Raw genomic sequence first — 16497 nt, 5'->3', positions numbered from 1 at the left:
TTTTTAACTTTGTTAAGGCGGTTACTTTCAGGTAGCCTTTTCAAACCTTAAGCAATCAAATCAATAATATTGTTACGAACCACGCCAACAAGGTATAGCCTAAGGTGACACTCACTGTAAACGCCACACGCTCCCAGCTTTTAAACCACGGCATCAACCAACTACCGATCGCGGTGGCAAAACAGGATACGACAAACGCGGTAAATCCGTAATTCGACCATCTTATTGCTCCTTCCACATCGTCGCCGGTCAGGGTTTTCAAATCGGCCAACGACAAAGAGCGGTTTTCGCAATAGATGGACAGCAACCACAGCGCAACAGCAAGTGCATAGCAGGCGGATGGAGCGATATAGCGTTTCATGCCTCGGCTTTCGGGTAAGCAAATTTGATTTTTACTTCGCTGAAGCTGCCGTTTTCAAGTAACCTTTATCGTGCTATTTCAGCGTAATTTCTGCAAAAACGGATTAAAGGCAATTTCCCATAAAAAGCCATCGGGGTCAGCGATATAGCCGCTGTATCCGCCCCAAAATACTTTCTGCGGGGCTTTGACGATATTCACATTTTTTGAGGCGAGCTCAGAAAACAATGCATCCACTTCAGCTTCGCTGCCGACATTATGCGCCAACGTAAAACATGGAAAACCGCTACCCTGCACTAACACCTGCGCGTCTTGCGCTAAGGCTTCCTTACCAAACAGAGCAAACCGCAGCGCGCTTCCTGTTTCAAAAAACGCAATGTTTTCATTACTGTCCACCGTTTCCTGCCAACCGAATATGTCTTGGTAAAAACGGCGGGAAATAGCAAGATCGTCTACGCCGAGCGTGATGTAGTTAATATGCTGTTCCATAACGTTTTTCTATATTGGTTTAGTAAGCCCAGTATTGCTAGGCTACTTGTAATCCGCGTGGATATAACTAACCAGTTTGAGCAACTAGGCCGTAAAACTACCGAATACAGCATCAATTTCTGCACAGGCGCGTTGAACCGCTACATCCCAGTTACCCGCCGTGCCTTCGGCATAGATAGTGTCCACTGAAGCAAAACCTAAAAAGCCGCCAAGCAGCGTTTTCAGATAGCTCGAGGCAAAATCCATTTGCGCCATCGGTCCATCAGTATAAACACTACCACTAGCCTGCAACAGTAGTACTTTGTGCGCACTCATCAGCCCTCGCGGTGTACCATCCGCTCCGTAGCGGAACGTTTCGCCAGGCACAACTAAATTATCTAACCAGTCTTTCAAACAGGCAGGAATGCCGAAGTTGTACATCGGATAGGCAATGACGAGTCGGCGGGCGGATTTGACTTGATTTACTACCGACATCAGTTGTGCCAGCAAAGCGGTCTGTTCCGCATTCGGCTGCTGCCCTTGGAACACAGTTGCGACAAACATTTCCAGAACCGCCTTGTCCAGCGGCTGTATGTCAGTCTCTGCCAAATTAACAGTTTGTGCACTACCTACGGGCAGTTTGGATAACAGGTGTGCAACCATGCGATTGGTGGCGGAAGCAGAGGAATACGGGTCAGGGTGTGCGTTGATAATCAGAGTATCCATAATTTCGGCATCCTTGTCTTTACAATGGGGAAACAAACAATTGCTGGAAAATCAGGTTTAGGCTTGTAGCCTAGATTAACAAATCCGACATTTTCAAGCTATTTGAAAGGCAAGTAAGGCTACTTTTTAGGTCCAAACCGCCTGAAATAGCAGATGCAATGAAGTTAAAATCGCTTAGCCAAACTGCTTCAAAAAGTTCAAATCGTTATCAAAAAACAACCGCAAATCATTCACGTTGTAACGCAACATAGCGAAACGGTCGAGGCCGATGCCAAAGGCGAAACCGGTGTATTTCTCGGGATCGATATTCACGTTTTTCAACACGTTGGGATGTACCATGCCGCAACCGCCGACTTCCAGCCATTTGCCGTTTTCGCCCATGATGTCAATTTCGGCAGACGGTTCGGTGAACGGGAAGAAAGACGGACGGAAACGTACCTGCAAATCATCACGTTCGAAAAAGCGGCGGATAAAGTCGGTGAACACGGCTTTCAAATCGGCAAAAGTTACGCCCTCTTCTACCCACAAACCTTCAGCTTGGTGGAACATGGGCGAGTGCGTAGCATCGCTGTCCACACGGTAAACGCGACCGGGGGCGATAATGCGGATGGGCGGCTCTTTTTTGTCGAGCATGTAGCGGATTTGAATCGGGGAAGTGTGCGTGCGCAAAACATCGCCGTTTTCAACGTAGAACGTATCCTGCATGGCGCGCGCCGGGTGGTTTGCGGGGATGTTCAGGGCTTGGAAGTTGTGGAAATCATCTTCGATTTCCGGGCCGTCTGCCACTTCAAAGCCCATACCGTGAAAGAGTTCGACCACGCGCTGCAAAGTCAGGGTTACGGGATGCAGACCGCCATTTTCCTGCGCGCGTCCGGGCAGGGTAATATCGAGTGCTTCGGCGGCAAGCTGGGCTTGCAGTTTGGCTTCGTTGAGGGCATCACGTTTATTGTTAAAGGCCGTCTGAAACTGGTTTTTGCATTCATTAATATGCGCACCTATGGTTTTGCGCTCTTCAGGCGACATTTGACCTAAGGTTTTCAGAAGTCCGGTCAACTCGCCGGTTTTACCAAGATAACGGGCTTTGATTTGTTCTAGAGCGTTGAAGTCTTGCGCGGCCTCTACTGCGGCAATACCTTCTGCAACGATACGGTTTACATTTTCCATAGTGGTTTATCGTCTGTCGGTTGATGATGGGTCGTCTGAAACAATGAGGTCGCCTGTATGGTTTGGTATTGCCAAACTTTTCAGACGACCTTTTATCGTTTACGGCCAATCCGTTTGATAGAATCGGCGTATTTTAGCGCAAATCAATTCAAAAAAATAGGCTTTAAAGAAAGAAAATCAATCACATAGACTTTCTTCAAACAAAGAAAAAAGGAAGCCGTAGCTTCCTTTTCAAATTTTTTAGATTAAGCAGCCAAAGCTGCTTTGGCTTTCTCAACCAATTGTGCAAAAGCGGCTTTATCGAATACAGCCAGATCAGCCAATACTTTGCGGTCGATTTCGATAGAGGCGCGTTTCAGACCGTTCATAAATTTGCTGTAAGACAGACCGTTTTCACGAGCACCTGCATTGATACGAACAATCCACAATTGACGGAATTGGCGTTTGCGTTGACGACGGTCACGGTATGCGTATTGACCGGCTTTCATTACCGCTTGCTTGGCAACGCGGTATACGTTTTTACGACGGCCGCGGTAACCTTTGGCTAACGCGAAGATTTTTTGGTGACGGGCACGAGCGGTTACACCGCGTTTTACGCGTGGCATATTCTAAACTCCTTAAGCGTAGGGTAACATTTTAGCAACAGAAGCCAAATCGCGATCGTTTACCATAGAGGTACCGCGCAGTTGGCGTTTGTTTTTAGTGGTCTTTTTAGTCAAGATGTGGCGTTTGAACGCATGAGCGCGTTTTACACCGCCGTTACCCAGTACTTTGAAGCGTTTTTTCGCGCTAGACTTGGTTTTCATTTTAGGCATGGGAAAACTCCATTCGTTATTTAGATAAGGCATCAGGGGGTTTTAAAACATTGGTTTCAAACACTTGAACCCAAAATGCCACGGTTTTTTTGCCGCCAATCAAAAGCTTACTCTGAAGCGGCGATCAGAGTAAGCTAAGAATTGTAACTTTATTTTTTCTTCGGTGCAATCATCATCACCATTTGACGACCTTCCATTTTAGGGAAGGATTCGATTTGAGCCACTTCCGCCAAATCCTCTTTCACGCGCTCTAAAAGTTGCGCACCGAGTTGCTGGTGAGCCATTTCACGACCGCGGAAACGGAGTGTTACTTTGACCTTATCGCCGTCAGACAAGAAGCGGTTGATGTTGCGCATTTTTATTTGATAATCGCCTTCATCGGTACCCGGACGGAATTTAATTTCCTTAATTTGTACCTGCTTCTGGTTTTTCTTGGCTTCGTCGCGTTTCTTGGCCTGTTGGTATTTATATTTACCGTAATCCATCAGTTTGCACACAGGCGGTTTGGCAGTAGGGGAAATCTCTACCAAATCCACATCCTGCTCTTCGGCCATAGCCAAAGCTTCACGAACCGATACGACACCAAGCTGTTCGCCTGACTCACTGATTAAACGCACTTCTTTGGCGGTAATTTCGCCATTGATTCGTGCTTCGCGTTCTTGAGCGATGATGAATACTCCTATAAAAAATTAACTAATCACTAAGGACTCAGCGATTTCCTGTTTTAATTGTGAAATAAAATCGTCGATATTCAATGAACCTAAATCTTCTGCTTTACGACGTACTGCCACTTTGTTTTCCTGCTTTTCCTTATCACCGACAACGATTTGATAAGGAAAGCGATATTGGCTGTTATCACGAATTTTGTAACCGATCTTTTCATTGCGCAAATCTAGTTCGACACGAAAATTTTCCGCACGGAGCCTTTCCACTACCTGACGACAGTAATCCGCCTGATGTTCGGTGATATTCATTACCACCATTTGAACCGGTGCCAACCACAACGGGAACGAACCAGCATGGTTTTCAATCAGGATGCCGATGAAGCGCTCCAAAGAACCTAAAATCGCACGATGTAACATTACGGGACGCGCACGGCCGTTATTCTCAGTGACGTACTCGGCATCCAATCGATCAGGCAGGACAAAATCTAATTGCAAGGTACCGCACTGCCATGAACGACCGATAGCATCTTTAACATGATATTCAATCTTCGGACCGTAAAATGCTCCCTCTCCAGGCAACTCTTCCCATTCTACTCCACAGGCAGTCAAAGCATCGCGCAAACCTTGTTCAGCCTTGTCCCAAATATCATCCGAACCGGCACGTTTTTCAGGACGTAGGGAAAGTTTTACGGCTACATCATGAAAACCGAATTGTTTATAAATACGCACCAGCAGTTCGTTGAAACGGCGTGCCTCATCAACAATTTGATCTTCTGTACAGAAAATATGAGCATCATCCTGCACAAATCCCCGTACTCTCATCAGACCATGCAAAGCACCACTTGGTTCATTGCGGTGACAAGAACCAAACTCTGCAAGACGCATCGGCAAATCTCGGTATGAACGCAGACTGTTATTGAAAATCTGCACATGACCCGGGCAATTCATCGGCTTAACGGCATATTCGCGTTTTTCCGATTGGGTGACGAACATATTGTCTTTATAGTTATCCCAATGACCGGATTTCTCCCAGAAGGTTTTATCCATAATTTGCGGCGTTTTAACTTCTCTATAACCGGCAGCATCCAATTCTTTGCGCATATGCTGCTCTATGGTTTGCCACAACGCCCAACCGCGGGGATGCCAGAAAACCATACCAGGAGCCTCATCTTGCAAATGAAACAAATCCAACTGTTTGCCCAATTTTCGATGGTCGCGTTTTTCTGCCTCTTCGATGCGCTGGATATAGGCTTTTAATTCGTCTTTTGTTGCCCAAGCTGTACCGTAAATGCGTTGCAGCATTTCATTGTTACTGTCGCCGCGCCAATATGCGCCTGCCAGCTTGGTCAGCTTAAAATTTTTCAGAAAACGCGTATTAGGAACATGCGGTCCGCGGCACATGTCGACATACTCCTGATGATGATACAGCCCCATTTCCTCCACTTCGGGCATATCATCAATCAGGCGCAGTTTGTATTCTTCGCCGCGCTCCTGGAATGTTTTAATGGTTTCGGCGCGGGGAGTCATTATCTTAACGACATCATAATCCTGATTAATCAGCTCTTTCATCCGCGCTTCAATAGCGGCAACATCATCGGGTGTAAATGGTTTATCGGTAGCGATATCGTAATAAAAACCGTCTTCAATCACCGGACCAATAACCATTTTGGCGTTGGGATAAAGCTGCTTAACCGCATGACCGATCAGGTGCGCACAGGAATGGCGGATGATCTCTACACCCTCTTTGTCTTTCGGTGTAATAATCTGCACGCTGGCGTCTTTGCTAATCGGATCGCTTGCGTCTACGAGTTTGCCATTGACTTTACCTGCCACTGTCGCCTTCGCCAAACCGGAACCAATGGACGCAGCGATTTGCGCCACTGTTACGGGGGCTTCGTATTGGCGGACTGAACCGTCAGGCAGGGTAATGTTCAACATCAAAAACTCCGAAACATTAAAAAATAACGGCATTTAATGCCGTCTGAAATATTTGGTAGGCACGATTGGATTCGAACCAACGACCCCCACCATGTCAAGGTGGTGCTCTAACCAACTGAGCTACGTGCCTTCTACTTCTAAGCGTCGGATTGTATCTGATTACAACCTCATTTGGCAAGCAGGAGGTGTTTTTCAGACGGCCTGTATGACAATTCGTCCGCTTTTTGCCTCACTTTTAAGTTTGTGAGGCATCAACAACTGAAATTCCATCAATATCAAAAAACAACCTTCATTATCCGAACCTCTTGTATCAATAGCCCTCTTGCCATTCTGCCTTCATCCACTCCCTAGACGCGCACACCTGGGGTAAATTGCAGCTTTCGGCGCAATAGACTAGGTAGTAAGCCGGAGGACTGGGAATGGAAATATCGGGCCAGCCTTCCTGCCTTGAGGTCATCTGAAACCAAGAGGCTGCGCGCCAGCGCGATACCGCCGCCGTCCATTGCCGCCTGCAAGACTGCGGCGGAATTGTTGATGTACAGGACGGCAATGTATCGTCATGGATAAGGAGCAGATTCTACAAATCGCTCGGCTGGCGGATGTCGTGCATGGCGATAACGGCGAGCCTTTGATTATCCTGCGCCTATAATTTCTGCAAACCCTGCGCAACTGCTCGAAACCGCTCTGAATGTCGGGCAGTAAGTACATTCAATAAACTTTCAGACGGCACACGCCGCGTCCGCCCGCCGCTTTGGCGTATGAACAACGGCTTGCCCAAATAGTCTTCCAAACCTTGGATCAACTGCCGCTGGAAGCAGTGCGGCTGGGGTTGGCGGATTGACTTTCGGAAATACGGTATGGCCCCATAATCATAAAAAGGCCGTCTGAAATCAGGTTTCAGACGGCCTTTTTCTTATTTCCGGTTAAACGTCGCTGCTGGGTAGCTCTTTTTCAGTCAGCGGTTTGATGAACCAGATGTCGCGGCAGTAATCGGCAATCGAACGGTCGGACGAGAAAAAGCCCATATTGGCAATATTGATTAAGGCCGAACGGCGCCATTTTTTGGCGTTGCGGTAATGCTCGTCGGCTCGATACTGGGTATCGATATAGCTGCGGAAATCAGCCATCAGTTGGTAGTAGTCGCCGTAGGGTTGCAGCACATCGTTGTAACGGTTCGGCTCTTCGGGTGAGAAGGTGCCGTTGCTGATTTGGTTGACGACGCGGCGCAGGTCGTTGTCGCGTTCGATATAGCCCAGCGGGTCGTAACCGTTGCGGCGGATTTCCTCCACCTGCTCTACGGTATTGCCGAAGATAAAGCAGTTGTCGGCACCGACTTTTTCCAGAATTTCAACGTTCGCGCCGTCCAGCGTACCCATGCAGAGTGCGCCGTTGAGAGCGAATTTCATGTTGCTGGTACCCGATGCTTCGGTACCGGCAAGGGAAATCTGCTCGTGCAGGTCGGCGGCCGGAATGATGATTTCGGCAAGGCTCACGCTGTAATTGGGAATGTAAACGACTTTAATCAGATCGCGGATACGTTCGTCGTTATTGATGATTTTGGCAACGTCATTAATCAGGCGGATGATTTTCTTGGCCATGTAATAGGCAGATGCCGCTTTACCGGAGAAGACAAACACGCGCGGCTGCCAGTCGAAATCGGGGTTTTCCAGAATTTTGTTGTAGCGGTCGACGATGTGCATCACGTTCAACGCCTGGCGCTTGTATTCGTGAATGCGTTTAATCTGTACGTCGAACAGCGCGTCGGTACTGACTTTGATGCCCAGTTCGTTTTCGATATAGCGCGCCAGACGGGTTTTGGCCGCTTTTTTCACTTTGGCAAATTCGTTTTGAATGCGGGTATCGTCTACTTTTTCGTTGAGCCTAGTCAGATTGTCCAAATGCAGGCGCCAGTCGTCTTCGTCGAGATGTTTGTCGAGGAAGCGGGTCAATTCGGGGTTGGCGATGTTGATCCAGCGGCGCGGGGTTACGCCGTTGGTCACGTTGGTGAAGCGTTCGGGGAACACTTTGGCAAAGTCGGCAAAGATGGAAGTGGTCATCAGGTCGGAGTGGATTTTCGCCACGCCGTTGACTTTATGCGAACCGATGACTGCCAGCCATGCCATGCGGACGCGGCGACCGTTGTTCTCATCGATGATGGATACGCGGCGGACGAAGTCGTCGTCGAAGTTGCCGATGGCGCGCAGGGCGTTCAGGAAGTAGGCGTTGATTTCAAAGATGATGTCCAAATGGCGCGGCAGCAGGCGGCCCATCAAATCGACCGGCCAAGTTTCCAAGGCTTCGCTCATCAGGGTGTGGTTGGTGTAAGAGAAAATCTTGCAGCACATATTCCATGCTTCAGTCCATGCGATGCCTTCCTCGTCAATCAGGATGCGCATCAGCTCGGGAATCGCCAGCACGGGGTGGGTATCGTTCAGGTGGATGGCGACTTTGTCGGCAAGGTTTTTGATGCTGGGGAAACGGCATTTGTGGCGCGCCACGATGTCTTGTACGGATGCGGAAACAAGGAAATATTCCTGTTTCAGGCGCAGTTCGCGGCCGCTGTCGGTGGAGTCGTTCGGATAGAGGACGCGCGAGATGTTTTCATCGCTGTTTTGCGCACGGACTGCGGATGCGTAATCGCCGCGGTTGAAGTCTGCCAAGTCGAAACGGTTACCGGCGTGAGCCGTCCACAGGCGCAATGGGTTGGCGACGTCGCCGCCGTAGCCGGGGATGATTTCATCGTATGCCATCGCGGAAATTTCTTCGCTCGGATGCCATTCTTTTTTGTCACCCATATTGATGACTTGTCCGCCGAAGCTGACGGCGTATTGTTTGCTCGGACGGCCGATTTGCCATGCCAAATCTTGGTCGAGCCACAAATCGGGTTTTTCCACTTGCTGACCGTCCACGATTTCTTGTTTGAACATGCCGTATTGATAGCGGATGCCGTAGCCCATGGCGGGAATGCGCAAGGTGGCGAGCGAGTCGAGGAAGCAGGCAGCCAAGCGGCCCAAACCGCCGTTGCCCAAACCGGGGTCTTGTTCTTGTTCGCAGATGTTGGCGAACTCTTTACCCAACTGTTTGAACGCCTCGGCAAATTCGGCATACACGCCTTCGTTGATCAAGGCGTTGACGAAGGCGCGTCCCAACAGGAATTCCATGGAGAGGTAGTAAACCATGCGTTTGCCGTTGTCGATGTGGGCGCGGCGGGTTTTAAGGAAGTCTTCCGCAATCAGGTCGCGCGCAGCCAACATCGCGGCATTGAGCCACTGGTGTTCGGTTGCATCGTTGGGATCGACGCCCAAAATGAAAATCAGCTTGTATACGATAGATTTGCGGATGGTTTCGGCATCCGGTTTCGGCATAACGTATTCAAAGCCAGAGATAGGTTGTTTTTTCTTAGCCATAATAGTCTTTCTCGTGATTACCTTAGTTTGTGAAACGGAATGAAAATTTTAAATGGGGCCGTCTGAAAATACGGGCGGCCTGCCGGATTTCGGTATCAATCGCCTGCCTTATCTGTTAATTGCACACTTAACTGTTTCAGACGGCCATTATATAGGAAATCGGACGGGCTGATGCGGCACGGGTTGTAAAATGACGGTTCTTTGAACAAGGTCATACGCAACCCGATTCCAGCAGCGGTGGAAATTCCCGTCCGTCAGTCTTTTTTGTGCAGAATCCATATCCCCATATGCTCGACCGTGCATTTGGCGCTGTTGTAATTAAATTTCTTGGATGGCACACAGGACATTTCCCATTGTCCTTGAGGAAGGTTAAACAACTGCTGGCTGCGTTTTGCATTGACCAAAAGCAGCCATTCGCCGTCTATCAGCACCTGCATCGCCTTGATGCCGCGGTTGTGCCAACATGTTTCGCCCATTGCGAGGCCGTCTGAAGACAACCACTGTACCCGCTGCTCGTTCCACCACTGGTCTTCGTTCAGCAGCCTGATGCGGTTGCGCACGGCAATCAGTTCCTGTACATAAGTCTGCAACCCGTGTCTTTTATCCGGCCAGTCGAGCCAGCTAATCGAATTGTCCTGACAATAACCGTTGTTGTTGCCCCCTTGGCTGTTGCCGAACTCATCGCCCGCCAGCAGCATCGGCGTACCGTTGGCCATAAGAAGCGAGGCCAGCAGTGCTTTGGCCGTGTATTCGCGGTCGTTCAACACATGGATGTCGTAGGTCTCGCCTTCCACACCGTGGTTGTAGCTGATGTTTTCGTTGTGGCCGTCGCGGTTTTCCTCACCGTTGGCCACGTTGTGTTTTTCGTTGTAGCTGACCAAATCGTGCAGCGTAAAGCCGTCGTGGGCGGTGATGAAGTTGATGCTGGCCGACGGACGGCGCCCGCTGTGGCAGAAAATATCCGACGAACCGGCCAGCCGCTCGGCAAACGCGCCCAAACTGCCGCTCTCCCACACCCAGAACGCGCGCATGTCGTCGCGGAAACGGCCGTTCCACTCGGCGAACGGCTGCGGGAAATTGCCTAAATGGTAGCCGCCTTCGCCGATGTCCCATGCTTCGACAATCAGTTTGCGCGAGGCCAGCACCGGGTCTTGGTATACGACTTGGAAAAACCGCCCGTAGGCCTGGAAATCAGGTTCGCGGCCCAATACCGTACCCAAATCGAAGCGGAATCCGTCCACATGGAACTCTTCCACCCAATAGCGCAGGCTGTCGGCCGCCCAGCGGGTTACGTCGCGGCGGACGATATTCAGCGTATTGCCGCACCCCGACCAGTTTTCATAGTATCCGTCGCCGTTGAGCCAGTACCAAAGGGTATTGTCTATCCCCCGCTGGCAAAGCATCGGCCCTTGCCCGTCCTGCTCGGCGGTATGGTTGTAAACCACGTCCAAAATCACTTCGATACCGGCTTTGTGCAGCGTGCGCACGGCTTTTTTCAGCTCGTCTTCCGCGTTGGCGGGATTGACGGCATACGACGGCTCGACCGCGAAATGGGAATAGGTGTTGTAGCCCCAGTAATTGCTCAGGCCTTGCCGTTGCAGATGATATTCGTCCAGATGCTGGTGGATGGGCAGCAGTTCGACGGCGGTGATGCCCAGTTTCTTCAGATAATCGACAAGACGCGGATCAGACAAAGCCTGATAAGTACCTTTGTGTTTCAGATGCGGAAATTGCTTGGTCAGGCCTTTGACGTGGGCTTCGTAAAGCACCGTCCTGCCCCACGGCGTATTTGGGTGTCTGTCGTTGCCCCAATTGAACCGGCTTTTGCCGGCCACTATGCTTTTTGGGGCGATATGCGCATTGTCGCGCTCGTCCGTGTGATGAAACCAAGCCAGTTCTTCCTCGTTGCGGTAAACGGGCTTGCCGTCGATTTTTTTGGAATACGGGTCTATCAGCAGCTTCTGCGGATTGAAACACGAACCGCGCGCGGCATTTTCCCTGCCGTATACGCGGAAGCCGTACCGCTGCCCCGCCCTTACGCCCGGAACGAAACCGTAAAACACCGAACCGACCCGGTCAGGCAGGGTCAGGCGCGTTTCGACATCACCGTCGAACAGGCACAATTCTACTTTTTCGGCATTGATGGAAAACAGGGTGAAATTCACGCCCTCATTGGTCAAGGTGGCACCCATCGGGTAAGGCACACCTTCTTCGATATGCCATGTTGCGGCAGTCATGATGCTTCCTGAATCTTTTATTCTTTTATTTGAACTTAGGAGACGCGTGTCGGGCGTTTTTTGCTCCGAGGCCGCGTCCGAGGCCGTCTGAAACCGGCAGTTCCGTTTTCAGACGGCCTGTTCCAACAGACAGCTTATTCGCCGGATTGTTCCTCAACTGCCGCTTTATCCGCCTCTTTATACAAATAAACCGTCGCCAGCGGCGGGATGGTCAGCGACAGCGACTGCGCCCTGCCGTGCGAACCGATTTCATCGGTGCGGATTTCTTCGCCGCCCGATACGCCGCTGCCTTTGTAGACGGTGTTGTCGGAATTCATAATCTCGCGGTACACGCCGGCCTGATTGACGCCGAAACGGTAGTTTTCGCGCACCACCGGCGTGAAGTTGCTGATAACGATGACGCGGTTGCCTTCGCGGTCGCGGCGTTCGAATACAAATACCGAATTGTCGCCGTCATCGGCCACCAGCCACTCGAAACCTTCCGGCCATTGGTCAAGCTGGTAGAGCGGCGCAGTGTCTTTGTAGATATGGTTCAACTCGCGCACATAGTCCTGCATACCTTGGTGCCAGCCGCCCTCTTGGTCGAGCAGGAACCAATCCAGCCCTTCGTTGTAGTTCCACTCGCGGCCTTGGGCAAATTCGTTGCCCATAAACAGCAGTTTTTTGCCGGGGTAGCCGTACATAAAGCCGTAGTAGGCGCGCAGGTTGGCAAACTGCTGCCAGCAGTCGCCCGGCATCCGGCCCAGCAGCGAACGTTTGCCGTGCACCACTTCATCGTGCGACAACGGCAGTACGAAGTTTTCACTGTACTGGTACATCATGCCGAAGGTCATTTTATTGTGGTGGTATTTGCGGTTGATGGGGTCTTCCATCATGTAGTGCAGCGTATCGTTCATCCAGCCCATATTCCATTTATAGCTGAAATTCAGACCTTCTTGGCGGGTTACGTTGGCAAACGAGGTCGACTCTTCGGCAACTTCGGTGGCCGAAGGCACTTCGTTTTTCAGCATGGTGTTGGTGTCGCGCAAAAACGCCACCGCTTCCAGATTTTCGTTGCCGCCGTACTGGTTCGGAATCCACTCGCCCTGTTTGCGGGAATAGTCGCGGTAAACCATAGAGGCGACCGCGTCCACACGCAGGCCGTCGAAGCCGAAACGCTCTATCCAGTAAAGCGCGTTGCCTTGCAGGAAGTTTTTGACTTCGGTGCGGCCGAAGTTGTAAATCAGCGTATTCCAGTCTTGGTGGTAGCCTTCGCGCGGGTCGGCGTGTTCGTACAAAGCCGTACCGTCGAAATGGTTGAGGCCGTGGTCGTCGGTCGGGAAGTGTCCGACCACCCAGTCGAGGATGACGCCGATGCCCGCATCATGGGCGGCCTTAATCAAATGGCGCAATTCTTCGGGCGAACCGAAGCGGCTGGTCGGCGCATAAAGGCCGGTTGCCTGATACCCCCACGAACCGTCGAACGGATATTCGGAAACGGGCAGAAACTCGATATGGGTGAAACCCATCTCTTTGACATAACTTACCAACTCCGTGGCAAGCTGTTCGTAAGTCAGCCAGTAATTGTTTTCCGGATTGCGCTTCCACGAACCCAGATGCACTTCGTAAATACTGATGGGACTGTCGATGGCGTTGGCCTGCGCACGGAACGCCGGCTCCTCCACTTTGTCGGGCAGTCCGCGCACCACGGACGCGGTGGTCGGACGCAACTCCGCGCCGAACGCATACGGGTCGGCTTTTTCGCGCACGTTGCCGTTGGCGTCGCGGATTTCGAATTTATACAGGGCGTTCAGTTTCACGGCGGGGATGAAGATGTCCCAGATGCCGTTGTCGCGGTGGAAACGCATCACATGACGGCGGCCGTCCCAGTAGTTGAACTCCCCGACGACGGATACGCGCTGCGCGTTCGGCGCCCATACGGCGAAACTCACACCTTTCACGCCGTCAAGTTCGGCAAAATGCGCGCCCAAAGCTTCATACGGACGCAGGTGCCGTCCTTCGGCCAAGAGCCACAAATCCATGTCCTGCAAGGCGGTGCCGAACCGGTACGGGTCTTCTTCGCGCACGGCTTCGGCATCTTCGTTATAGCGGATGCTCAGGGCGTAGTCGGACGAGCTGTCGGGCAGTACGGCCACGAAAAAACCCCTGTCGTCGATTTTTTCAGACGGCCCGATGAGTTCTCCGGTTTCGCGGTTGACAATATCCACGCTGAACGCGCCCGGAATCAGGGTACGCACGACTTCGCCGCCTTCCGCCAGACGGTGGCGGCCCAAGTAGGCAAACGGATCGCCGTGGGTGGCGGAAAACAGGCTGTCGATGGTGTCGCGCTCTGCTTGGTCAAGCTCGTGGTAGGCTTTGGCGGCCTTGATTTTGCTGTTTGTTTTCATGCGTACCTCGTCAATCATGGCAAGTTGTCCGGCCATCAGCCGGTGGTTGGGGAAATCCTCCAGCGCAACCGGCAGCCTGCACGCCCAGTTGGGGTAGCCTTCGGCCACCCCCGGCACGTTCAGGTTTTCGGTTACGCCCAATAAATTTTCAAGCTGTACGGCATAAAGCCTGCTGCTGCTCAACGCACCGTAACGGTTTACCGCGTCCAGCAGTTCCTTCGTCATTTCAGACGGCATCTCTGCCTGCTGCGGCAGGCAGCCCGTCTGCTTGAGTTTGGCGAACAAATCGGCCTTATCGCGTTTGCGCTGTTCCGAGGCCGTCTGAAAAGCCGCATCGTCGGGCAGCGTACCCAGCCGGTGCATGATTTCCAAATCGCGTCCCGTCCAATATCCGGCCAGCGGCGCGACATCGTGGGTGCTGATCACCGTAACGGACTGCACCGGATAATGTTCCGGCAGCTCGAAACCGTCTTGGTTTTTGCTGAAATACATGACCTTGTAAGAGAAAACCTTGTAATGGTTGAGCAGATGGCGCGCCTCGTCAGGCACCGTACCCAAATCCTCGCCGACGACCACGCAGCGGTTGCGGTGGCTTTCCAAAGCCAATATGGCGAACATGACCGGCGCGTCATAATGCACATACGCGCCGAAATCCGCCGTTTTGTCGCCGACCACCCACCACAGGCGGCACAACGCCATTACATGATCGATGCGCAACACGCCGTACAAATGCATGTTTTTACGCAAAATTTCAACAAACTTGCGATAACCCGCACGCTTGAGCGCCTGCGGATTCAACGGCGGCAGGCCCCAGTTTTGTCCCGTCGGCCCCATCGGGTCGGGCGGCGCGCCGACGGACATATCCATACAGTAGCTGCCGCGGTCAAGCCAAGTATCCGCGCCGCTCCTAGCCGCGCCGACGGCCAAATCCCCGTAGATGCCGAGTTTCACTCCGTTGCGTTCCGCCGCCTCGTTGACTTTGGCAAGCTGTTCGGCACAGAGCCATTGCAGCCACATATAAAAGTGGATTTCCCGCCCGTGCGACTTGGCGAAATTCTGCACGGCCTTGCTATACGGATCGCGGAACTCCTCCGGCCAGACCGTCCAACCGACCGCGTCCGTTTTGCCGTAATACTGGTCGAGCGCCTCAAATAGGCCGAACCCGTACAAATCGCTGCCTTCACGGGCCACAAAGTCCTGAAACGCCGCCCTGTCCAACTGCGCCTGCGCGCTGCCGTCTTGTTCGAAAGCATCGAACGCGATTTGCAGCGCATCTCGTTTCAGTTCCCACACCGAGGCATACGCCACCGTATCGGTCAGACGCAATGCGGCTAGGCGTTTTTTAAGCGCGGACCGGTTCAGCCACTTGCGCGCTTTTTCGGAATAAGAAAACACGCCGACCTGTTCCACATCCAAATAAACCGGATTCAGCCGCGAACGCGAAGACGGACTGTACGGGCTGGCAAACGCCGGCTGCGACGTAAACAGCGCGTGCAGCGGATTGATGCCGACAAACTCAAGCCCGCGCCCGCCCGCATACTCCATCAGTTGCGCCAAATCGGTAAAATCGCCTATGCCCCAGTTGCGCTGGGAACGCAGGCCGTAAAGCTGCACGGTCAGCCCGTTCATCCGCAGGCCGTCTGAAAGACCTGCCGGCCGGTAAACCGTATCCGGCGCAACGATCAGCATCACCTGATAACTTTTGCCGTCGCCGTACACTGACAAATTGTGATAACCGCAAGGCAGCTCCGGCAGGAGCACCCATGCGCTGCCGTTCTCTTCACATAATCGGACAGGCAGCGTTTCTCCACCTTCGGTCCTCACCATCACCGTTTGCGCGTCAAGGAATCCGGCCGGTACGCTCACCCGCTCCTGCCGAAATTCGTGCAGCGCAACCGTGTCGTCATAGAGGCCGTCTGAAAAAAGGCCGTCTGAAACGTGGTTCTGCTGCAAAGTATGGACGATGGCCTCCATCACTTCGGGTTTCGTAACGTGGTACATTCCGTTGATGTCGTAAAAACCGGCATCAATGCCCAAACCCGCGGCCCGCTCCGTCAAAACGTTGTCATTCATGGCAACAATTCCGTCAATAGTTTCATTTTATTCAAAGTTTATCTTAATACAGATTGGCAGAGGCCATAAATGTAATTTCAGGTAATCCGCCATACTCGCCAATATATTCTTGCTTGATTTGATATAAACCAAAATTTTAATTTTTCCATTTGAAAATTTATCTCATTAAATTTCACGTACCAAGCAATATAATGTTGAATCGTGCGTATTAACGGTTTTGGCGACCCCGCCCGCATATAACAAAAGGCCGTCTGAAACA

The 16497-nt window shown here is 51.8% G+C and carries 11 protein-coding genes and 1 tRNA gene; all 12 read right to left on the bottom strand.

Annotated elements, in window-relative coordinates; all coding sequences use genetic code 11:
• Nucleotides 1-55 precede the first annotated feature (55 nt).
• The 12 genes from ACI43T_RS08035 to glgB all read right to left on the bottom strand — a co-directional run bounded on the left by ACI43T_RS08035 (nt 56) and on the right by glgB (nt 16238).
• On the bottom strand, nt 56-361 hold the full coding sequence (locus tag ACI43T_RS08035; RefSeq protein ID WP_405386386.1) for a hypothetical protein: 306 nt from the start codon (nt 359-361) through the stop codon (nt 56-58).
• A 78-nt stretch (nt 362-439) separates the two neighbouring features.
• On the bottom strand, nt 440-847 hold the full coding sequence (locus ACI43T_RS08030; RefSeq protein WP_405386384.1) for a VOC family protein: 408 nt from the start codon (nt 845-847) through the stop codon (nt 440-442).
• Nucleotides 848-931: 84 nt separating this feature from the next.
• A complete protein-coding gene (locus ACI43T_RS08025) occupies nt 932-1552 on the bottom strand; it encodes an FMN-dependent NADH-azoreductase (protein ID WP_405386382.1) in 621 nt (206 codons plus the stop codon).
• A 174-nt stretch (nt 1553-1726) separates the two neighbouring features.
• Complete coding sequence (pheS, locus tag ACI43T_RS08020; protein ID WP_070870134.1) at nt 1727-2716, bottom strand: phenylalanine--tRNA ligase subunit alpha; 990 nt, start codon at nt 2714-2716, stop codon at nt 1727-1729.
• A gap of 245 nt (nt 2717-2961) precedes the next feature.
• The gene (rplT, locus tag ACI43T_RS08015) at nt 2962-3321 is read right to left on the bottom strand and encodes a 50S ribosomal protein L20 (RefSeq protein ID WP_002214103.1); all 360 of its coding nucleotides are present in this window, start codon (nt 3319-3321) and stop codon (nt 2962-2964) included.
• Between the two features lie 12 nt (nt 3322-3333).
• Nucleotides 3334-3531 (bottom strand): 50S ribosomal protein L35, encoded by a 198-nt coding sequence (gene rpmI / locus ACI43T_RS08010; protein ID WP_002232040.1) that lies wholly within the window; start codon nt 3529-3531, stop codon nt 3334-3336.
• Nucleotides 3532-3680: 149 nt separating this feature from the next.
• Nucleotides 3681-4202: a translation initiation factor IF-3 gene (infC, locus tag ACI43T_RS08005; RefSeq protein ID WP_405386463.1), complete on the bottom strand. Its 522-nt coding sequence runs from the start codon at nt 4200-4202 to the stop codon at nt 3681-3683.
• Between the two features lie 18 nt (nt 4203-4220).
• The gene (gene thrS, locus ACI43T_RS08000) at nt 4221-6134 is read right to left on the bottom strand and encodes a threonine--tRNA ligase (RefSeq protein WP_405386378.1); all 1914 of its coding nucleotides are present in this window, start codon (nt 6132-6134) and stop codon (nt 4221-4223) included.
• A gap of 53 nt (nt 6135-6187) precedes the next feature.
• A tRNA-Val gene (locus ACI43T_RS07995) sits at nt 6188-6264 on the bottom strand.
• A 793-nt stretch (nt 6265-7057) separates the two neighbouring features.
• Nucleotides 7058-9541 carry a glycogen/starch/alpha-glucan phosphorylase gene (locus ACI43T_RS07990; RefSeq protein ID WP_405386376.1) on the bottom strand — a complete coding sequence of 828 codons (2484 nt, stop codon included), beginning with the start codon at nt 9539-9541 and terminating at the stop codon, nt 7058-7060.
• A gap of 254 nt (nt 9542-9795) precedes the next feature.
• Nucleotides 9796-11778: a glycogen debranching protein GlgX gene (gene glgX, locus ACI43T_RS07985; protein WP_405386374.1), complete on the bottom strand. Its 1983-nt coding sequence runs from the start codon at nt 11776-11778 to the stop codon at nt 9796-9798.
• A 134-nt stretch (nt 11779-11912) separates the two neighbouring features.
• Nucleotides 11913-16238 (bottom strand): 1,4-alpha-glucan branching protein GlgB, encoded by a 4326-nt coding sequence (glgB, locus tag ACI43T_RS07980; RefSeq protein ID WP_405386372.1) that lies wholly within the window; start codon nt 16236-16238, stop codon nt 11913-11915.
• Between the last annotated feature and the right edge of the window lie 259 nt (nt 16239-16497).

The organism is Neisseria oralis, assembly GCF_045062685.1.
GTDB lineage: Bacteria > Pseudomonadota > Gammaproteobacteria > Burkholderiales > Neisseriaceae > Neisseria > Neisseria oralis.
This window is presented reverse-complemented; position numbering and strand designations above follow the sequence as displayed.